We start from the raw sequence: 18,264 nt of genomic DNA on the forward strand, positions 1-18,264 counted from the left end.
CGGGCGAAAAATCACAGCGCGCGCAGATGCTGCGCGGCCTGCCAGCGTCCGCCGGGCGCCAGGACCACGGGCGCGTCGATGGCCGCAGCCTCCACGCACAGCATGTGCTGCCAGCTGTCCGGCGCCATGTCGGGCAGGCGCGCGCACAGCTCGGGGCCCGGATTCCAGACCACGGTCTCGCTCCAGGCTTCGTCCTGGGCAATCTGCAGCAAGGGCTGCGATGACAGAGTTTGCAGCCGCAGCGCCTGGGCGGCGCGCGGATAGACGCGATCGGTCTCCACGCCAAAGCGCACGGCTCCGGCCTGCACGGGATGCGTTTCGGCACCTGCCGCCACAGCATTCCAATAGACGAGACCATCCAGCCCCTGCAGCTCGATCTGCTCGGCGCCGGGCACCTGCAGATAGCTGTGCAGCGCGGCGGTGAACGGCAGGTCCTGCGCGCCGCGGTTGTGCACGGCCAGGCGCACGGTCAAGGCGCCGGGGTGCAGCTCCACCGTCAGCAGCGCCTCGAAGGCATGGGGCCAGACGGCGCGCGTGGCCTCGCTGTCTTCCAGGCGCAGCGTGATCTGCAGGCCACCACCTTCGGCAGGCCTGGCATCCCCGGGCTGGCCGGACCAGGCCAGGGTGCGCGCAAAGCCGTGCTTGACCAGCGGGCCGCGCTGGTTGAACTGCGGAAAGCAGACCGGAATGCCGCCGCGGATCGGCGTGTGTCCGTCGTGCGCGGCCTGCGGGCTGACGAACAGGCGCTCCTGCCCCCGGCTGACCCAGGACAGCACCTGCGCACCCTGCAGGGCGATCAGCGCGCTGTCTCCGCCGGGCAAGCGCAGGCCGATGGCGGGCAGGCCCCGCCATTCCTGCAGGCGGGCTTCGAAATCACTCACCGGTCAGCTCGTCGGCGCGCGCCTGGCCGGCCGCCAGGTCGAGGTCGCCGGTATAGATGGCACGGCCGCAGATCACGCCTTCGATGCCTTCGTCCTGCACCTTGCACAGGGCTTCGATGTCGGCCATGCCGGCTAGGCCGCCCGAGGCGATGACGGGAATCTTGAGCGACTGAGCCAGCTTGACCGTGGCATCGATGTTGATGCCGCTGAGCATGCCGTCGCGGCCGATGTCGGTGTAGATGATGGATTCCACGCCCCAGTCCTCGAAGCGCTTGGCGGTGGAGATCACGTCCTGGCCCGTGAGCTTGCTCCAGCCGTCGATGGCCACCTTGCCGTCCTTGGCGTCCAGGCCGACGATGATGTGGCCCGCGAACGCGCTGCAGGCATCCTGCAGGAAACCGGGGTTCTTCACGGCGGCCGTGCCGATGATCACGTATTCGATGCCCAGATCGATGTAGCGCTCGATGGTGTCCAGATCGCGGATGCCCCCGCCCAGCTGCACGGGGATCTCGCCGTCCACTTCCTTGAGGATGCTCTTGATCGCCGCCAGGTTCTTGGGCTGGCCCGCGAACGCTCCGTTGAGATCCACCAGATGCAGGCGGCGCGCGCCGGCATCCAGCCACTTCGCGGCAATGGCTGCGGGGTCTTCGCCGAACGTGGTGGATTGGTCCATATCACCCTGGATGAGGCGTACGCAGTGGCCGTCCTTGAGGTCGATGGCGGGGATGAGCAACATGATGGTGGTTGGCTATCAAGTGAGGCCGCTAGAAATGGCCAGTTGAGGAATAACTCGGGGCGGCGCCGATGTGCGGCGCAGCTCCTAGGGCTTCCAGCCCAGGAAGTTGCGAAAGAGCGCCAGGCCCTGGTCCGCGCTTTTCTCGGGGTGGAACTGGGTCGCAAAAATATTATCGCGTGCAACCGCGCAAGCAAAGCGCCCGCCGTAGTCGGCCTCGGCGGCGCAATGCGCGCCCTGTTGCACCTGCGCATAAAAGCTGTGCACGAAGTAGTAGAAGCTGCCGTCGGGAATGCCGCTCCACAGCGCATGCGGCCTGCCGTCGTGTTGCGACTGGTACACCTGGTTCCAGCCCATCTGCGGCACCTTGAAGCGGCTGCCGTCGGCCTGGGTGCGGCCTGCGAGGTCGAACTTGCGCACGTGGCCGGGGATCAGGCCCAGGCCGGGGACATCGCCCTCGTCGCTGTGGTCCAGCAGCATCTGCATGCCCACGCAGACGCCGAACAGCGGCTTGCGGGCCGCCGCGTGCAGCACGGCCTGCTGCAGGCCGCCGCCGTGGGCCTCGCGCAGCTCGCGCATGCAGTCGGGCATGGCGCCCTGGCCGGGCAGCACCACGCGGTCGGCGGCCAGCACGACCTCGGGATCGGCCGTGACGACCACGTTCCAGCCGGTGTCCGCGGCAGCCGTGCGCACGGCCTGCGAGACCGAGCGCAGATTGCCCATGCCGTAGTCGACCACGGCCACGGTGTTGTTCTTCAAACTCATAGCAGCTACCGCTTGTAGAGATCGGGTTTGATATTCAAAACGCTTTGAAATGCAGCATGACCAGGCGCTGTTCGCTCCTGATTACAGAGCACCCTTGGTCGAGGGAATCACGCCGGCCATGCGCGGATCATGCTCCAGCGCAAAGCGCAGGGCCCGGGCAAAGGCCTTGAAGATGGTCTCGCACTGGTGGTGGGCGTTGAAGCCCTTGAGGTTGTCGATGTGCAGCGTCACGCCCGCATGGTTGACGAAGCCCTGGAAGAACTCGAACACCAGCTGCGTGTCCAGCTGGCCGATGCTGCCGGCCGTGAACTTCACGTCCATGTGCAGGCCGGGGCGGCCCGAGAAGTCGACGACCACGCGGCTCAGGGCTTCGTCCAGCGGCACGTAGGCGTGGCCGTAGCGGCGTATGCCCTTCTTGTCGCCGATGGCCTTGGCAAAGGCCTGGCCCAGCGTGATGCCGATGTCCTCCACCGTGTGATGGCCGTCGATGTGCAGATCGCCTTCGCAGTGGATGTCCAGGTCGATCAGGCCGTGGCGCGCGATCTGGTCCAGCATGTGGTCGAGAAAGCCGATGCCCGAATGCAGCTGGGCCTTGCCCGTGCCGTCGAGGTTGACCCGCACCTGCACGCGGGTCTCGGCCGTGTTGCGCTGCACCTCGGCGGTGCGCGGCAGGTCTTGGGCTACGGAGGGGACGATATTGCTCACAGGGATTCCTTCAAGGCCGCCAGCATCTGGGCGTTTTCTTCGCGGGTGCCCACGGTCAGGCGCAGGCAGTTGACCAGCAGCGGGTGCATGGCCGATACGTTCTTCACCAGCACGCCGCGCGCCTTCATCTCGGCCTGGGCGCGGCCTGCGTCGCGCACGCGCAGCAGCACCATGTTGGCCTCCGAGGGCCAGACCTTCTCCACGCCGTCCAGGGCGCGCAGGGCGTTGATCAGCGGCTGGCGTTCGGCGCGGATGGCCGCGGCCTGGCCGGCGTACAGGCTTTCGTGCTCCAGCGCGAAGATCGCCGTTTCGCAGTTGAGCACGCTGATGTTGTAGGGCGGGCGCACCTTGTCGATCTCGTTGACGATGGCGGCCGGCCCGATCAAATAGCCCAGGCGCGCGCCCGCCAGGCCGAACTTGGAGAGGGTGCGCATCAGCAGCACATGGGCATTGCGCGCGGGTTCGTCGCGCATGCGCGTGATCCAGCTGCGGCTGGCAAAGGGCTGGTAGGCCTCGTCCATGACCACCAGGCCGCCTGTGCGGGCCACGGCATCGACGATGGCCTGCACCTTGTCCTCGTCCCACAGCGTGGCCGTGGGGTTGTTGGGATAGGCGATGTAGGTGATGGCGGGCTTGTGCCTGGCGATGGCCGCCTGCATGGCCCCCACGTCGAGGTCGAAGTCCGTCGTCAGGTCGACCGAAACAAAATCCAGGCCTTGCAGCTTGGCGCTGAGCGGGTACATCACAAAGCCGGGCATGGGCGCCAGCATCTTGGCTCGGTCGCCTTCGCAGGGCTGGGCCGTGGCCAGCGCCAGCAGCGTGATGATCTCGTCCGAACCGTTGCCCAGCAGCACGGCCGAGCCCGCGGGCGCCCCGGCATACTCGGCCAGCATCTGCTTGAGCACTTCCAGGCGCTCGCCCGGATAGCGGTTGATCTCCAGCGCCCCCAGGTGCTCGCCCAGCTTGCGCTGCAGCTCGGCCGGCAGGCGGTAGGGATTTTCCATCGTGTCCATCTTGAGCAGGCCCTGCGCGGGCTGCACATGGTAGGCCTGCATGGCGCGCACGTCGGCACGGATGCGTTGCAGGGCTTTGGCTTGGATGTCTTGAGCAGTCATGGATTCACGCTTTCCGATCAGAATTGCGGGGGGCGCCGGATGGGCGCGCTTCAGGCCTCGTCCAAGGCAGGTGCGTCCTGGTGCAGCGGATGCACCACGGTCACGCCGCCGAATTCCGCGCCATGCGGCAGGTGCAGGCTCAGCATATGGCTGCAGCCGCTGTGCTGGGCGCAGGCCACGGCCAGGCAGTCCCCGAAGGCGAGCTGGTGGCGCGCCTGCACGGCCCAGGCCGTCTCCAGCGTGGCGGCATCGGTCTTCCAGGGCGTCCAGGTCTGGTAGCGGCGGATGGCGGCGCGCGCATCGCCCTGGGGCATGGGCACGGCCGCCGTGGTCACCTGGTCGTAGAACTCCACCAGGGCCTGGTTGCCGGTGCGGCCGGTGCGCGTGCGCCACAGCACGTCCAGCCAGGCCAGCGTGGCGTCATACAGCGCGCCGCCGGCCACGTTCTCTGCCGCGATCAGCACCGAGGTGTCGACAAAGACCGGCGCCATCTCGCTCATGCTGCGGCTCCGGTGCGGGCTGTGCTTGCGCCGGCGGCACGACCGGCGCAAGCACGGCGCGTCACGGTTTTTTCCGCTCCGGCACCGGCCGGCGCCTGCGGAGCCTGCCAGCTGCGCTCGTCGGTGCGCCAGGCCAGGTAGGCGCGCTCGTAGGCGTCCTCGCGGCGCTGCATCTCGGCCATGAAATCGCCCACCATGCGCGAGACGCTGGTGCCGCGCCGCGCAGCTTCCACGCGCGCCCACTCGAGCACGCTGTCCTCCACGGTAATGGTGAGATTCTTCATGGCACCCATGGTACACGAATTTCGTGCAACACGAAATTCGTGTAACCAGGGCAGTACTTCCATCAGGTACCCCTCGGGCTGCGCAGCAAAAAGGCCCGCATATGCGGGCCTTGCAGCATCGGATATCAGCGGCGGTATTGCGGCGGCGGCGCATAGGGCCGCGCAGGGTCGCCGGGAAAGGCCTGGGGGCTGCCGGCCGCGCCCTCGGGCGGACGCCGGGCGCCACCGTCGCGCTCGTTCACACGCACCTCGAACAGGGCCGAACCGATCACGCCCACATTGCGCGCATCGCCTGCCGGCGTATTGTTCGCATAGGCGCGGCCCTTGGCGGCAAAGCGGAAGGCCGCCACCTCGCTGCGGCTCTTGCGAAAGCCATCGATGCGCAGCGTTTCGCCGGGGCGCAGCAGGTAGCCATCGTTGCGCACGCTGCCGGGCTGGCCTGAAAGTACATCCAGGCCGTCCACCGTGGCCACGACCTCGTAGTAGCGGTTGCTGCGGTTGGTGTAGACCAGTTCGTAGCGCTCGCCGCTGCGGCCCGCCACCTGGAAATCCTGGCCGCCGCGCGTGCTGAAGATGGGCAGCGGCCTGCCCTGCCCGTCCTGCACCGACCATTCCACTTCGCCATCGGCCAGCAGCACATTGAGCTGGCGGTCGACACGGCTGCCCAGCGCACGGCGGATGCTGGTCTCATCGGAGTAGCGCAGCTGCGAGACCGCCTGCGGGCGGTCGGGGCTCAGGCGCGTGGCATCCACCGTCCGGATATTGGACTCCCGCCCTTCGCCCCATTGCGTGCCCAGCGTGGATTCTGCCCGGGCCGCGCGCGGCGCCGCCATTCTGGCAGGGGCCGGCGCAGGCGCCGTCTCCGGGGCTGCCGCCACGCCCTGGGAGGGCAGCGGCGTGCCGCAGGCAGCCAGGCCGGCGGCCAGCAGCAGCCCGCCCAGCATCTGCCACCAGCGCAGTCGCCGGGATGTCTCGGCTTGGTTCATCTGGATGCTCCTTGTCTGTTTCAGCCGCCAGAGTGTCGGGGCAAATCCGGCACGGCCGCCGTCAGAAAACATCGGCAGATGAAGGACGCCGCATCGCCCACCTGCCCGCCTCTCCCGCCGGCCGGCGCATCGCCATGAAAAAAGCCGTGGGCAGGCCACGGCTGGTTTGCCAAATACGGGCGCCGGTGCGCGCCCTACTTCAGGCGCATTTCGGCGGCGCGGGCGTGGCCCTGCAGGCCTTCGCCATAGGCCAGCACCGCGGCCGTGCGGCCCAGGGTCTGGGCGCCAGCCTCGCTGACTTCGATGAGGCTGGAGCGCTTCTGGAAGTCGTACACGCCCAGCGGCGAGGAAAAGCGCGCCGTGCCGCTGGTGGGCAGCACGTGGTTGGGGCCGGCGCAGTAGTCGCCCAGGCTCTCGGAGGTATAGGCCCCCAGGAAGATGGCGCCCGCGTGGCGCAGCAGCGGCTCCCAGCGGTGCGGATCACGGCTGGAGACCTCGAGGTGTTCGGGGGCGATGCGGTTGGAAATGGCACAGGCCTCTTCCATGTCGCGGGTCAGGATCAGCGCGCCGCGGTCCGTGAGGCTCTTGGCGATGATGGCCTGGCGCGGCATCTCGGGCAGCAGGCGGTCGATCTCGCGCTGCACGGCTTCGATATAGGCGGCGTCGGGGCACAGCAGGATGGACTGGGCCAGCTCGTCGTGCTCGGCCTGGCTGAACAGGTCCATGGCCACCCACTCGGGCGGCGTGCTGCCGTCGGCCAGCACCAGGATTTCGCTGGGGCCGGCAATCATGTCGATGCCCACGATGCCGAACACGCGCTTCTTGGCGCTGGCCACGTAGGCGTTGCCGGGCCCCGTGATCTTGTCCACCTTGGGAATGGTGGCCGTGCCGTAGGCCAGGGCCGCCACGGCCTGGGCACCGCCGATGGTGAAGGCCCGGTGCACGCCGGCCACGTAGGCGGCGGCCAGCACCAGTGCGTTCTTCTCGCCCCTGGGCGTGGGCACGACCATGATGATGTCCTGCACCCCGGCCACATGGGCGGGAATGGCATTCATGAGCACGCTGGACGGATAGGCGGCCTTGCCGCCGGGCACGTAGATGCCAACGCGGTCCAGCGGCGTGACCTTCTGGCCCAGCAGCGTGCCGTCCTCGTCGCGGTAGCTCCAGCTTTCGCCATTGGCCTTCTTCTGCGCCTCGTGGTAGTTCCTGACGCGGCGCGCGGCGGATTCGAGGGCTTCGCGCTGCTCGGCGGGCAGGCTGTCGAAAGCGGCCTTGAGCTCGTCCTGCCTGAGCTCCAGCCCGGCCATGGCGCCGGCCTGCAGGCCGTCGAAGCGGGCCGTGTATTCGAGCACCGCCGCATCGCCGCGCTGCTGCACGTCGGCCAGGATGTCGGCCACGCGCTGCTCGATGGCCGCATCCGTGTCGGCCGACCAGTGCAGACGCTGCGCAAAATCATGCTCGAATGTGGCGTCGGCGGTTGACAGGCGGGCGGGAGCAGCTACGAATTCCATAGGATTCACCAGGAAGAAAGATCGGTTGTCGGATCAGCTATTTTTTGCGGCCACGGCGGCGGCGAACGCATCGATGATGTGGCGCAGCGGCGCCTGCTTGAGCTTGAGCGAAGCCTGGTTGACCACCAGGCGCGAGCTGATGTCCATGATGGGCTCGACCTCGACCAGGTCGTTGGCCTTGAGCGTGTTGCCCGTGGAGACCAGGTCGACGATGGCGTCGGCCATGCCGGTCAGCGGCGCCAGCTCCATGGAGCCGTAGAGCTTGACCATGTCCACGTGCACGCCCTTGGCGGCAAAGAAGTTGCGCGCGATCTCGGGGTACTTGGTGGCGATGCGCAGGCGCGCGCCCTGCTTGACGGCACGCTCGTAGTCGAAGCCCTTGCGCACGGCCACGCTGACGCGGCACTTGGCGATCTGCAGGTCCAGCGGCTGGTACAGGCCCTGGCCGCCATGCTCGATCAGCGAGTCCAGGCCCGACACGCCCAGGTCCGCGCCGCCGTACTGCACGTACACGGGCACGTCGGAGGCACGCACCAGCACCACGCGCACGTCGCTCTGGCTGGTGTCGAAGATCAGCTTGCGCGACTTTTCCACATCCTCGGTCACCACGATGCCGGCGGCGGCCAGCAGGGGCACGGTTTCCTCGAAGATGCGTCCCTTGGACAGGGCAATGGTCACAGGCGTTGCGGTGCTCATGCGGAAACCCTCTCGATGTCGGCGCCCAGGCTGCGCAGCTTGTCTTCCATGCGGTCGTAGCCGCGGTCCAGGTGGTAGATGCGGTCCACCAGGGTCTCGCCGCTGGCCACCAGGCCGGCAATCACCAGGCTGGCCGAGGCGCGCAGGTCGGTGGCCATCACGGTGGCGCCGGTCAGGCGCCTGCCGCCTTCGATGGTGGCCACGCGCCCGTCGGTGGTGATGTGCGCGCCCAGGCGCAGCATCTCGTTGACGTGCATGAAGCGGTTTTCAAAAATCGTCTCGGTCACCACGCTGGTGCCTTCGGCCACCAGATTCAGCGCCATGAACTGGGCCTGCATGTCGGTGGGAAAGCCCGGGTATTCGGTGGTGCGGAAGCTCTGGGCCTTGAGCTTGCCGCTGGAGCGCACGCGCAGGCCGTTGCCTTCGCATGCCACCTCCACGCCGGCTTCCTTGAGCTTGTCGATCACGGCGCCCAGATGGTCGGCGCGCGCATGGCGCAGCAGGGCCTCGCCGCCCGTGGCCGCCACGGCGCACAAAAAGGTGCCGGCTTCGATGCGGTCGGCCACGACTTCATGCTCGCAGCCGCTCAGCCTGTCCACGCCCTGGATGACGATGCGGCTGGTGCCGTGGCCCGTGATCCGGGCGCCCATCTTGATCAGCATTTCGGCCAGATCGGTGATCTCGGGCTCCATGGCGGCGTTCTCGAGCACGGTCTCGCCCTCGGCCAGGCAGGCCGCCATCAGGAAGTTCTCGGTGCCGGTCACCGTGACCATGTCGGTGGTGATGCGCGCACCCTTGAGGCGCCGGGCGCCTTCGGGCAGGCTGGCGTGCATGTAGCCATGCTCGACGGTGATGATGGCACCCATGGCCTGCAGGCCCTTGATGTGCTGGTCCACCGGGCGCGAGCCGATGGCGCAGCCGCCGGGCAACGAGACCTTGGCACGGCCGAAGCGTGCCAGCAGCGGCCCCAGGGCCAGCACGGAGGCGCGCATGGTCTTGACCAGCTCGTAGGGCGCCTCGGGATTCAGGCTGTCGGGAGCCTGGAAGGACATGCCGCCGCGCTCGCCATGGGTTTCGGTGTGCACGCCCATGTTGTCCAGCAGACGGCGCATGGTGGCCACGTCGTGCAGGCGGGGCACGTTGTGCAGGTGCACGGGCTCGGAAGTGAGCAGCGCTGCGCACATCTCGGGCAGGGCGGCGTTCTTGGCGCCGGAAATGATGACCTCGCCCTGCAGGCGGCGCTCACCGCGAATCAGAAGTTTGTCCATGGCTTGTGGCCTTGATTCGGAAAAAGAGACAAATCAGCCGCAAACGCAGACATATCCAGCGCAGGCAGCTATCAAAAATGGAGATCAGGCCTGATTCGCCCACTCGGCGGGCGTGAAGGTCTTCATGGACAGGGCATGGACCTCGTCGGTGGCCATGCGGTTGCCCAGGGTGGCATAGACCAGGCGCTGGCGCTGCACCAGGCGCTGGCCTTCGAAGCTGGCCGAGACGATGGTGGCAAACCAGTGCCGGCCGTCGCCCTCCAGCGCAAGATGCTCGCAAGGCAGGCCTGCGCTGATGATTTCTTTGAGTTGGTCTGCGGTCATGGGTGGGGAAAGCCTTGGGGCGCACAGCTGGCGGAACCGGTCATTGTCCCGCAGGCCGCCGTGCATCCGGGATGAAATCAGTTGCGGATCTTGTAGCCAATGCGCAGCAAATGCACGGCCAGCGCGCTCACGGCCAGCCATGCCGCGCCCACGATGCCCACGCTGATCCAGGGCGAGACATCGCTCTGGCCGAAGAATCCGTAGCGGAAACCGTCAATCATGTAGAAGAACGGATTGATATGGCTGACAGCTTGCCAAAAAGCGGGCAGCGAATGCACGGAATAGAACACGCCGGACAGAAAGGTCAGCGGCATGATCAGGAAGTTCTGGAAAGCCGCCATCTGGTCGAACTTCTCGGCCCACAGGCCGGCGATCAGGCCCAGCGTGCCCATGAGCGCACAGCCCAGGAAGCCGAACACCAGGATCCACAGCGGCGCCGCGAAGTCCGGCACGGCAAAGAACAGCGTGACCACGAACACGCCCAGGCCCACGAGCAGGCCGCGCAGCACCGAGGCGCCCACATAGGCCGTGAACCAGGCCCAGTGCGACAGCGGCGTGAGCAGCACGAACACCAGCGAGCCCATGATCTTGCTCTGCACCAGGCTGGACGAGCTGTTGGCGAACGCGTTCTGCAGCATGCTCATCATCACCAGGCCGGGAATCAGAAAGGCCGTGTAGCTGATGCGGTCGTAGACCATGACGCGGCCTTCGAGCACATGGCCGAAAACCAGCAGGTACAGCACGGCCGTGAGCACGGGCGCGGCCACGGTCTGGAAGCTGACCTTCCAGAAGCGCAGCACTTCCTTCTTGAGCAGGGTCTGCCAGCCGTTCATGCCGCACCTCCCTGCTTCACTGCCGCCTCGTTCATGATGTGGATGAACACATCCTCCAGGTCGGCGCGGCGGATTTCCACATCCTCGGGCGTCACGCCGCCTTCGCGCAGCGCGGCCAGCAGCTTTTCCACATCGGCGGCATCGGCCGCGGGCACCTGCACGATGCGGCCCGTCACGCGCGCCCGCTGGGCCACGCCGGCCGGCAGGGCGCTGTCGGTCTTGAACTGCAGCACGTTGCTGGACGCCGACTTGAGCAGCTCGCTCATGGGCGAGAGCTTGACGATCCGGCCTTGCTTGAGCATGGCCACGCGGCTGCACAGGGCTTCGGCCTCTTCGAGGTAATGGGTGGTCAGCAGCACCGTGTGCCCCTGCTTGTTGAGCTTGGCGATGAAATGCCACAGTGTCTGGCGCAGCTCCACGTCCACGCCGGCCGTGGGTTCGTCGAGCACGATGATGGGCGGCTTGTGCACCAGGGCCTGGGCCACGAGCACGCGGCGCTTCATGCCGCCAGAGAGCTGGCGCATGTTGGCATTGGCCTTGTCGGCCAGCCCCAGGCTGTCGAGCAGTTCGTCGATCCAGGCATCGTTGTGCCGGACGCCGAAGTAGCCGGACTGGAAGCGCAGCGCCTCGCGCACGCTGAAGAAGGGGTCGAACACCAGCTCCTGGGGCACGATGCCGAGCTTGCGCCGCGCCTCGGCGAAATTGGCCTGCACGTCGCTGCCCTGCACCAGCACGCGCCCGCCGGAAGCCTGGGACAGCCCCGCGAGAATGCTGATGAGCGTGGTCTTGCCCGCGCCGTTGGGGCCGAGCAGGCCGAAGAATTCACCTTCCTCGATATCCAGGCTCACCTGCTTGAGCGCCTGGAAATCCCCCTTGGGGGTACGGTAGGTCTTGGAGACGGATTGGAATGAGACTGCGGACATGGGAGCCGCCATTCTAGGGCTTGCCCATCCCGGCTGCAGACGCATGGAAATCGGGCCGCAGAAACCGGCCCGGATGCCGGATGCGCCGCCTCAGCCGTGCCGGGGCAGCAGGCCGTCCACCCCGTACAGCGCCGCCATGGATTGCAGGCCCTGGGGCAGGCCGATCACGGCCAGCTGCTTGCCGGCCTCCAGCGCCGCGCGCCGGCAGGCCAGCAGCACGGCCAGCGCGGAGGAATCGAAGGTCTGGACCGCGCTGGCATCCACGGGCACCTGCTGGCCGGGGAATTCGGCCACCTGCGGGCGCAGGCGCAGCAGGCAGTCCCGGGCCTGCCGGTAGGTCAGCTCCTGCGGCAGCTGCAGCGGGGAGGCGGATGCTTGGGGCATGGCGGCTGGACCTGCGTTGCTGGAGCTTACTTGGCCGCTGCCGGCGTGACCGGCATGGAGCTGCGGGAAGCCAGCGTCTTGATCAGGCCGTCGATGCCGCTGGCATTGATTTCCTGGGCGAACTGGTTGCGGTAGGTTTCCACCAGCCACACGCCCAGCACGTTGAAGTTGTAGAGTTTCCAGCCGTCGGCCTGCTTTTCCAGGCGGAAGTCCAGCTGCACGGGGTCGCCGCGGCCGTTGACCTGGGTGCGCACCAGCACGTCGGTATCACCGGCGGCCATGCGCAGGGGCTTGACGGTAATCGTCTGGTCCACCACCTGCGACAGCGCGCCCGAATAGGTGCGCACCAGCAGGGCCTTGAATTCGTCCTGCAGGCGCTGGCGCTGCTCGGGCGTGGCCTGGCGCCAGGCCGGGCCCACGGCGGCCGAGGTCATGCGGCGAAAGTCCACATAGGGCATGACCTTCTCGTTGACCAGCGCGTTGACCTTGGCGGTATCGCCGCCGCGCAGCGCCGGGTCCTTCTTGATGGTGTCGAGCACGTCGGTGGACACGCGCTTGACCAGGGCGTCCGGCGCCTCCTGCGCGGATGCCGCGGCCGGCAGACCGAGGTTCAAGGCCAGCAAGGCGCCAGCGGCCATGCCCCACATGCGACGGGTGATCTTCATTGCTTTCTCCATAGGCCCGCCAGTGTCATCGCAACCGGCGCGCCTTTTTTCCATATTTTGTAACTGGCTGTGCTCACTGGCCTTCGGGCGGCAGCTTGCCCGCATTGTCGTCGTCATCGTAGTTCTCGAGGCGGCCATCGCCGCCGGACGCGGCGCCGCCGATGCGTGAGCGCAGATAGACATCGCGGGTCAGGCTGTACTTGTCCAGCGCCACGGCGTCCAGCGTGTCGCCGGCCTGCAGGTAGTTGGCCCGGGTGTTGACGAAGCGCAGGCCGTACAGGCTGTTGCGCACTGGAACATCCTCGACATGGGTGACCGGATAGCCATAGGCGTCCACCGCCAGGCCGGCGGTATCGCGCACCGTGGACGGCCCCCAGAACGGCAGCACCAGGTACGGGCCGGTCGGCACGCCCCAGCGGCCCAGCGTCTGGCCGAAGTCCTGCTTGCGGCGCTCGATGCCGGCCTCGCTGGCCACGTCGAACAGGCCGCCGATGCCGAACACCGTGTTGACCGTGAAGCGCACCACGGAGTTGTAGGCGCCCTCGCCCTGGCCCTGCAGCAGGTTGTTCACGAACGACCAGGCATCGCCCAGGTTGTCGAAGAAATTGGTCACGCCTTCGCGTGCCAGGCGGGGGGTCACGGTCTTGTAGGCCGTGGCCACGGGCTTGAACACCGCCTTGTCCACGCCTTCGTTGAAGGAATAGATGCTGCGGTTGAAGGACTCGTAGGGATCGGCCGGGTTGGCGGGGCCGCTCGTGGTCGTGGCGCAGCCGGACAGCAGAGCAGCGGCAGCCAGGCCTGCAGCCAGCGCGCCGCTGCGCAGCGCCGGTGTTCGTGGGCGTGTTGTGGTCATCATTCCTTACCTCCTGCGCCAGCGCCGGCGGCATTGCCGCCGCTGCCCTGCTCGGCCTTGCCGTACAGGAACTGGCCAATCAGATTTTCCAGCACAACGGCCGACTGTGTCGCGGTCACGCGGTCGCCGGCCTTCAAATTTTCCTCGCTGGCGCCGGCCTCGATGCCGATGTACTGGTCGCCGAGCAGGCCGCTGGTCAGTATCTTGAGCGAGCTGTCCTTGGGGAACAGGTAGCGCGATTCCATGTTCATGGCCACGTTGGCCTGGAAGGTCTGGTCGTCGAAGGTGATGGACTCCACGCGCCCCACGACCACGCCGGCGCTCTTGACCGCGGCCTTGGGCTTGAGGCCGCCGATATTGTCGAAGCGCGCCGTCACCGTATAGGTCTTCTGGAAGTTCAGGCTCAGCAGATTGGCCGACTGCAGGGCCAGGAACACCAGGGCCGCCGCGCCGATGAGCACGAACAGGCCAACCCAGACATCACTTTTGTTTTGCTGCATGATTTTTTACCTCTTGTCCGATGCGCCCGCTCAGACGCTGAACATGGTGGCCGTGAGCAGGAAGTCCAGCCCCAGCACCGTGAGCGAAGCCACGACCACGGTGCGCGTGGTGGCACGCGACACACCTTCGGGTGTCGGCTTGGCGGCATAGCCTTCAAGCAGGGCGATGAAGGTGACGGCAATGCCGAACACAAAGCTCTTGAGCACGCCGTTGCCCAGGTCGTACCACCAATCCACGCCCTGCTGCATCTGGCCCCAGAACGCGCCGCCGTCGACGCCGATCAGCACCACGCCGACCAGCCAGCCGCCGATCACGCCCACGGCGCTGAAGACGGCAGCCAGCAGCGGCAGCGTGACCAGTCCCGCCCAGAAGCGCGGTGCCAGGATGCGCCGGACCGGATCGACGGCCATCATTTCCATGGCCGACAGCTGCTCGCCGGCCTTCATCAGGCCGATCTCGGCCGTCAGCGCCGTGCCGGCACGGCCGGCGAACAGCAGGGCCGTGACCACGGGGCCGAGTTCGCGCACCAGCGACAGGGCCACCAGCAGACCCAGCGCCTCGGCCGAACCGTAGCGCTGCAATGTGTAATAGCCCTGCAGGCCAAGCACAAACCCCACGAACAGGCCCGAGACGCCGATGATGGCCAGCGAATAATTGCCGAGGAAGTGGATCTGGTCGCCAATCAGGCGCGGGCGCCTGAGCGCCGGCCCCATGAGCGCCAGCAGGCGCATGAACAGTCGGGTGCCCGAGCCGACATTGGTCAGCTGCTGGCGCACGGCCGCACCGATGCGCGCGGGATGCAGGGGATTCATGCGCGCCTCCGGCGGTTGGCGGGCAGGCCGAAGTCTTCTTCGGCACTGGCACCGGGATAGTGGAACGGCACCGGCCCCGTGGGCCGGGCATGGATGAACTGCTGCACCAGAGGATCGGAGCTGGCGCGCACCTCGTCGGGCGTGCCTTGCGCCGCCACGCCGCCGTTGCCCAGGATCACCACGTGGTCGGCCACATGGAAGGTCTCTTCCACATCGTGGGAGACCAGGATGGAGGTCAGGCCCATGGCATCGTTGAGCTGGCGGATCAGCTGGGCGGCCGTGCCCAGGGAGATGGGGTCCAGCCCTGCAAAGGGCTCGTCGTACATGATGAGCTCGGGATCCAGTGCAATCGCGCGTGCCAGCGCCACGCGGCGGGCCATGCCGCCCGAGACCTCGCTGGGCATCAGGTCGCGCGCGCCGCGCAGGCCCACGGCATGCAGCTTCATGAGCACGATGTCGCGGATCAGCTCTTCAGGCAGGTCGGTATGCTCGCGCAGCGGAAAGGCCACGTTGTCGAACACGCTCATGTCGGTGAACAGTGCACCGAACTGGAACAGCATGCCCATGCGCCGGCGCGCCGTGTACAGCTGCTGCGCATCCATCTGCGTGACATCCTGGCCGTCGAACAGCACCTCGCCCTGCCGGGCGCGGTTCTGGCCGCCGATCAGGCGCAGCACCGTGGTCTTGCCGCCGCCCGAGGCTCCCATCAGCGCCGTGACCTTGCCGCGCGGCACCTGCAGGGACAGGTCGCGCAGGATGACACGTTCGCCATAGCCGAAGGTGACGTTGCGCAGTTGCACAAGAGAGGCATTGAGTGACATGCAGCGGGCGTGGTCGATGGAGTGAGACGCGTATTGTGCCGGGAGCGCTGCAGGTGCAGGCAGTCCGGACGCCAAAGGAACATACATTCATGCATGTTTCTTTAAAGAGCGCCATTGTACGCAAGGCATGGCAACTACGCTTTCAGTAGCTGCAAACGCTTGCCTTGCATGGGTTTACGCCCGATTTTTTACGGAAACAAGCCGGTGTTACAGGACCACCTCAGAGCATGTTGTGCAGAAATGCCTTGGTGCGTTCGTGTTGCGGCGCTGCAAAAAAAGCTTCCGACGGGCCCTGCTCCACGATGTCGCCGCCGTCCATGAAGATGACGCGGTTGGCCACCTCGCGCGCAAAGCCCATCTCGTGCGTCACCACCAGCATGGTCATGTGCTCGTCGGCCAGTTCGCGCATGGTGCGCAGCACCTCGCCTGTCAGCTCCGGGTCCAGCGCCGAGGTGGGTTCGTCGAACAGCAGGATGTCCGGCTCCATGGCCAGCGCGCGCGCAATCGCCACGCGCTGCTTCTGCCCTCCCGAGAGATGGTTGGGGTAGGCGTCGCGCTTGGCCGACAGACCCACCTTGGCCAGCAGCTTCTCGGCCTTGGGAATGATTTCCTCGCGCTTCATGCCCTTGACGATGAGCGGCGCCTCGATGATGTTCTCCAGCACCGTCATGTGCGGGAACAGGTTGAAGGACTGGAACACCATGCCCATCTTGCGGCCGATCTTGCGGATCTCGGCTTCGCTCACGTATTGGGCCTTGCCCTCGCCTTCGCTGTGGGCCAGCACCTCGCCCTCGATGACGATGGTGCCGCGGTCGATGGTCTCCAGGTGGTTGAGGCAGCGCAGGAAAGTGCTCTTGCCCGAGCCCGAGGGCCCGATGATGGCCACCACCTCGCCGCGCGTGAGCGTGAGCGACACGCCGCGCAGCACCGAGACATGGCCGAAGCTCTTGTGAATGCCCTGCGCGGAGATCATGACTTCGGACTTGGCGGTATCACGCATCGTATTTGGCATGGCGGTTCTCGAGATGTTGGAAGACCCAGGTCAGTACCAGCGTCATGCCCAGATAGAAGCCGCCGGCCACGATGAACGGCGTGAACGTGAAGTCGCGCTGCACCACGCCGCGCGCCACGCGCAGCAGGTCGTTGAGCGCCAGCACGTAGATCAGCGAGGTGTCCTTGACCAGCGTGATGGTCTCGTTGCTCACGGGCGGCAGGATGCGGGCCCACATCTGGGGCAGCACGATGCGGCGCATGGTCTGCGCATAGGTCATGCCCAGCACCTTGGCACCCTCATACTGGCCGCGGTCGATGGACTTGATGCCGGCGCGGAAGATCTCGGCGAAATATGCCGCGTAATTGAGCGCGAACGCCACCACGGCGGCGGGAAAGTCGGGCAGGCGCACGCCGATCACCGGCACGAACGGCAGCGCGAAATAGACGAACAGCAGTTGCAGCATCAGCGGCGTGCCGCGCATCAGCCAGATATAGGCCCCCACCAGGGAGCTCAGCGGCTTGATGCGGGAGATGCGCATCAGCGCCAGCGCCAGCCCCATGGGAATGGAGAGCACCAGCGTGATGAAGAACAGCTTGAGGGTGACCAGAGCCCCGGCTGTCATGGGCCCCAAGAGCGAGATTACATATTCCATCGAATGGCCTTCGGTGTGGCGCCCCGACCATCCAGAGCCGCCACAGGCACGCATTGTCATTGCAAAGCAGAAACCGGCCGCACGCTTGCCCATTCCGTGCGGCTGCTGCCCCAGAGGAAACGCCTTTTGCCCCGGGGCAGCCCGGCGACAAAAAAACCGGCAATGCAGGGCATTGCCGGTGCTTCACCAGCGCTCAGGCTCAGTGCTTGATCACGTCGGCGCCAAACCACTTGTTGGCGATCTCGGCGGCCTTGCCGTCCTTCTTCATGGCGCTCAGAGCATCGTTGATCTTGTTGCGGGTGGCTTCGTCGTCCTTGCGAAAGCCCACGCCGTAGTCCTCGGTGCCGAAGTCTTCGGCCAGCACGGCATAGTTCTCGGGCTTCTTGTTCACGTAGTAGCGCCCCACCACCTCGTCCACCACCACGGTGTCCAGGCGGCCGGCATCCAGGTCCATCAGCGCGGCGATGTTGTCGCCGTAGAGCTTGGTTTCCTTGAACTGCGATGACAGTTCCTTGTCCTTTTCCAGGGCCGTCACGGCGCTGGAGCCTTCCTGGGCGCCCACGATCTTGCCGGCCATGTCGGCCTTGGTCTTGATGGGCGAGCCGGCCTTCACGATGATGATCTGCTTGTTGACCATGTAAGGATCGGAGAACAGGATCTTTTCCTTGCGGGCTTCCAGAATGGTCAGGCCGTTCCACAGCGCATCCACGCGCTTGCCCAGCAGCTCGGCTTCCTTGGCATTCCAGTCGATGGGCTTGAATTCCACTTCCAGGCCGGCGCGCTTGGCGGCTTCCTTGGCCATGTCGATGTCGAAGCCGACGATTTCGTTCTTGTCGTCACGGAAGCCCATGGGGGGGAAGTTGTCGTCCAGGCCCACCACCAGCTTGGCGGCTGCGGCCGGAGCGGGAGCCGGGGCTGCAGCGGTGTTCGATGCAGGCTCGTTCTTGCCGCAGGCAGCCAGCAATGCAGTCAGGGCCACCATGGCCAAGAGGGTACGTTTTTTCATGGCGTCAAAGCTTGAAGTGGGAAAAGCGAGGGCGCCAGACAAGGAACGCAGC

Annotated in this window: 23 protein-coding genes; all 23 read right to left on the minus strand. The window is 66.5% G+C overall.

The features are described 5' to 3' along the window. Window positions 1-11 precede the first annotated feature (11 nt). The 23 genes from Cte04_RS05775 to Cte04_RS05885 all read right to left on the minus strand — a co-directional run bounded on the left by Cte04_RS05775 (window position 12) and on the right by Cte04_RS05885 (window position 18,212). A complete protein-coding gene (locus tag Cte04_RS05775) occupies window positions 12-881 on the minus strand; it encodes a D-hexose-6-phosphate mutarotase (RefSeq protein ID WP_066473481.1) in 870 nt (289 codons plus the stop codon). Further along, window positions 874-1,617 carry a 1-(5-phosphoribosyl)-5-[(5-phosphoribosylamino)methylideneamino]imidazole-4-carboxamide isomerase gene (hisA, locus tag Cte04_RS05780; RefSeq protein WP_066473485.1) on the minus strand — a complete coding sequence of 248 codons (744 nt, stop codon included), beginning with the start codon at window positions 1,615-1,617 and terminating at the stop codon, window positions 874-876. The genes Cte04_RS05775 and hisA overlap by 8 nt, the downstream gene beginning before the upstream one ends. 84 nt (window positions 1,618-1,701) lie before the next feature. Further along, complete coding sequence (hisH, locus tag Cte04_RS05785; protein WP_066473488.1) at window positions 1,702-2,379, minus strand: imidazole glycerol phosphate synthase subunit HisH; 678 nt, start codon at window positions 2,377-2,379, stop codon at window positions 1,702-1,704. A gap of 81 nt (window positions 2,380-2,460) precedes the next feature. Further along, window positions 2,461-3,084, minus strand: a complete 624-nt coding sequence (hisB, locus tag Cte04_RS05790) for an imidazoleglycerol-phosphate dehydratase HisB (protein ID WP_066473491.1) — start codon at window positions 3,082-3,084, stop codon at window positions 2,461-2,463. Next, complete coding sequence (gene hisC / locus Cte04_RS05795) at window positions 3,081-4,199, minus strand: histidinol-phosphate transaminase (protein ID WP_066473496.1); 1,119 nt, start codon at window positions 4,197-4,199, stop codon at window positions 3,081-3,083. The genes hisB and hisC overlap by 4 nt, the downstream gene beginning before the upstream one ends. Window positions 4,200-4,249: 50 nt before the next feature. Next, window positions 4,250-4,699, minus strand: coding sequence for a PIN domain-containing protein (locus Cte04_RS05800; protein WP_245633299.1), 450 nt, complete (start codon window positions 4,697-4,699; stop codon window positions 4,250-4,252). Continuing rightward, a complete protein-coding gene (locus tag Cte04_RS05805) occupies window positions 4,696-4,983 on the minus strand; it encodes a DUF6364 family protein (RefSeq protein ID WP_066474029.1) in 288 nt (95 codons plus the stop codon). Before Cte04_RS05805 ends, Cte04_RS05800 begins: the two co-directional genes overlap by 4 nt. A gap of 125 nt (window positions 4,984-5,108) precedes the next feature. Next, window positions 5,109-5,969 carry a hypothetical protein gene (locus tag Cte04_RS05810; RefSeq protein ID WP_157081852.1) on the minus strand — a complete coding sequence of 287 codons (861 nt, stop codon included), beginning with the start codon at window positions 5,967-5,969 and terminating at the stop codon, window positions 5,109-5,111. A gap of 194 nt (window positions 5,970-6,163) precedes the next feature. Continuing rightward, window positions 6,164-7,480 carry a histidinol dehydrogenase gene (gene hisD / locus Cte04_RS05815; RefSeq protein ID WP_066473504.1) on the minus strand — a complete coding sequence of 439 codons (1,317 nt, stop codon included), beginning with the start codon at window positions 7,478-7,480 and terminating at the stop codon, window positions 6,164-6,166. A 33-nt stretch (window positions 7,481-7,513) separates the two neighbouring features. Continuing rightward, window positions 7,514-8,176, minus strand: a complete 663-nt coding sequence (gene hisG, locus Cte04_RS05820; protein WP_066473507.1) for an ATP phosphoribosyltransferase — start codon at window positions 8,174-8,176, stop codon at window positions 7,514-7,516. After that, a complete protein-coding gene (gene murA / locus Cte04_RS05825; protein WP_066473510.1) occupies window positions 8,173-9,444 on the minus strand; it encodes a UDP-N-acetylglucosamine 1-carboxyvinyltransferase in 1,272 nt (423 codons plus the stop codon). Before murA ends, hisG begins: the two co-directional genes overlap by 4 nt. A gap of 84 nt (window positions 9,445-9,528) precedes the next feature. Next, window positions 9,529-9,768, minus strand: a complete 240-nt coding sequence (locus Cte04_RS05830) for a BolA family protein (RefSeq protein ID WP_066473513.1) — start codon at window positions 9,766-9,768, stop codon at window positions 9,529-9,531. A 77-nt stretch (window positions 9,769-9,845) separates the two neighbouring features. Then, window positions 9,846-10,601, minus strand: a complete 756-nt coding sequence (locus Cte04_RS05835) for an ABC transporter permease (protein WP_066473516.1) — start codon at window positions 10,599-10,601, stop codon at window positions 9,846-9,848. Beyond that, the gene (locus Cte04_RS05840; RefSeq protein WP_066474031.1) at window positions 10,598-11,524 is read right to left on the minus strand and encodes an ABC transporter ATP-binding protein; all 927 of its coding nucleotides are present in this window, start codon (window positions 11,522-11,524) and stop codon (window positions 10,598-10,600) included. The genes Cte04_RS05835 and Cte04_RS05840 overlap by 4 nt, the downstream gene beginning before the upstream one ends. A gap of 90 nt (window positions 11,525-11,614) precedes the next feature. After that, window positions 11,615-11,908 carry an STAS domain-containing protein gene (locus tag Cte04_RS05845; RefSeq protein WP_066473525.1) on the minus strand — a complete coding sequence of 98 codons (294 nt, stop codon included), beginning with the start codon at window positions 11,906-11,908 and terminating at the stop codon, window positions 11,615-11,617. A 26-nt stretch (window positions 11,909-11,934) separates the two neighbouring features. Then, window positions 11,935-12,573 (minus strand): MlaC/ttg2D family ABC transporter substrate-binding protein, encoded by a 639-nt coding sequence (locus tag Cte04_RS05850; protein WP_066473527.1) that lies wholly within the window; start codon window positions 12,571-12,573, stop codon window positions 11,935-11,937. Window positions 12,574-12,646: 73 nt separating this feature from the next. Next, window positions 12,647-13,429, minus strand: a complete 783-nt coding sequence (locus Cte04_RS05855) for an MlaA family lipoprotein (RefSeq protein ID WP_066473529.1) — start codon at window positions 13,427-13,429, stop codon at window positions 12,647-12,649. Then, window positions 13,426-13,926 carry an outer membrane lipid asymmetry maintenance protein MlaD gene (gene mlaD / locus Cte04_RS05860; protein WP_066473539.1) on the minus strand — a complete coding sequence of 167 codons (501 nt, stop codon included), beginning with the start codon at window positions 13,924-13,926 and terminating at the stop codon, window positions 13,426-13,428. Before mlaD ends, Cte04_RS05855 begins: the two co-directional genes overlap by 4 nt. Window positions 13,927-13,956: 30 nt before the next feature. After that, window positions 13,957-14,739 (minus strand): lipid asymmetry maintenance ABC transporter permease subunit MlaE, encoded by a 783-nt coding sequence (gene mlaE / locus Cte04_RS05865; RefSeq protein ID WP_066473542.1) that lies wholly within the window; start codon window positions 14,737-14,739, stop codon window positions 13,957-13,959. Beyond that, entirely contained in the window at window positions 14,736-15,560 is an 825-nt protein-coding gene (locus tag Cte04_RS05870; RefSeq protein WP_066473545.1) for an ABC transporter ATP-binding protein, read from the minus strand. Before Cte04_RS05870 ends, mlaE begins: the two co-directional genes overlap by 4 nt. Window positions 15,561-15,780: 220 nt before the next feature. Then, entirely contained in the window at window positions 15,781-16,533 is a 753-nt protein-coding gene (locus Cte04_RS05875) for an amino acid ABC transporter ATP-binding protein (protein ID WP_066474035.1), read from the minus strand. A 19-nt stretch (window positions 16,534-16,552) separates the two neighbouring features. Next, on the minus strand, window positions 16,553-17,206 hold the full coding sequence (locus Cte04_RS05880) for an amino acid ABC transporter permease (RefSeq protein ID WP_066473552.1): 654 nt from the start codon (window positions 17,204-17,206) through the stop codon (window positions 16,553-16,555). Window positions 17,207-17,405: 199 nt separating this feature from the next. Further along, window positions 17,406-18,212 (minus strand): amino acid ABC transporter substrate-binding protein, encoded by an 807-nt coding sequence (locus Cte04_RS05885; RefSeq protein ID WP_066473554.1) that lies wholly within the window; start codon window positions 18,210-18,212, stop codon window positions 17,406-17,408. Window positions 18,213-18,264 lie beyond the last annotated feature (52 nt).

It is taken from the genome of Comamonas terrae (assembly GCF_001544075.1).
GTDB classification, from domain to species: domain Bacteria; phylum Pseudomonadota; class Gammaproteobacteria; order Burkholderiales; family Burkholderiaceae_C; genus Comamonas; species Comamonas terrae.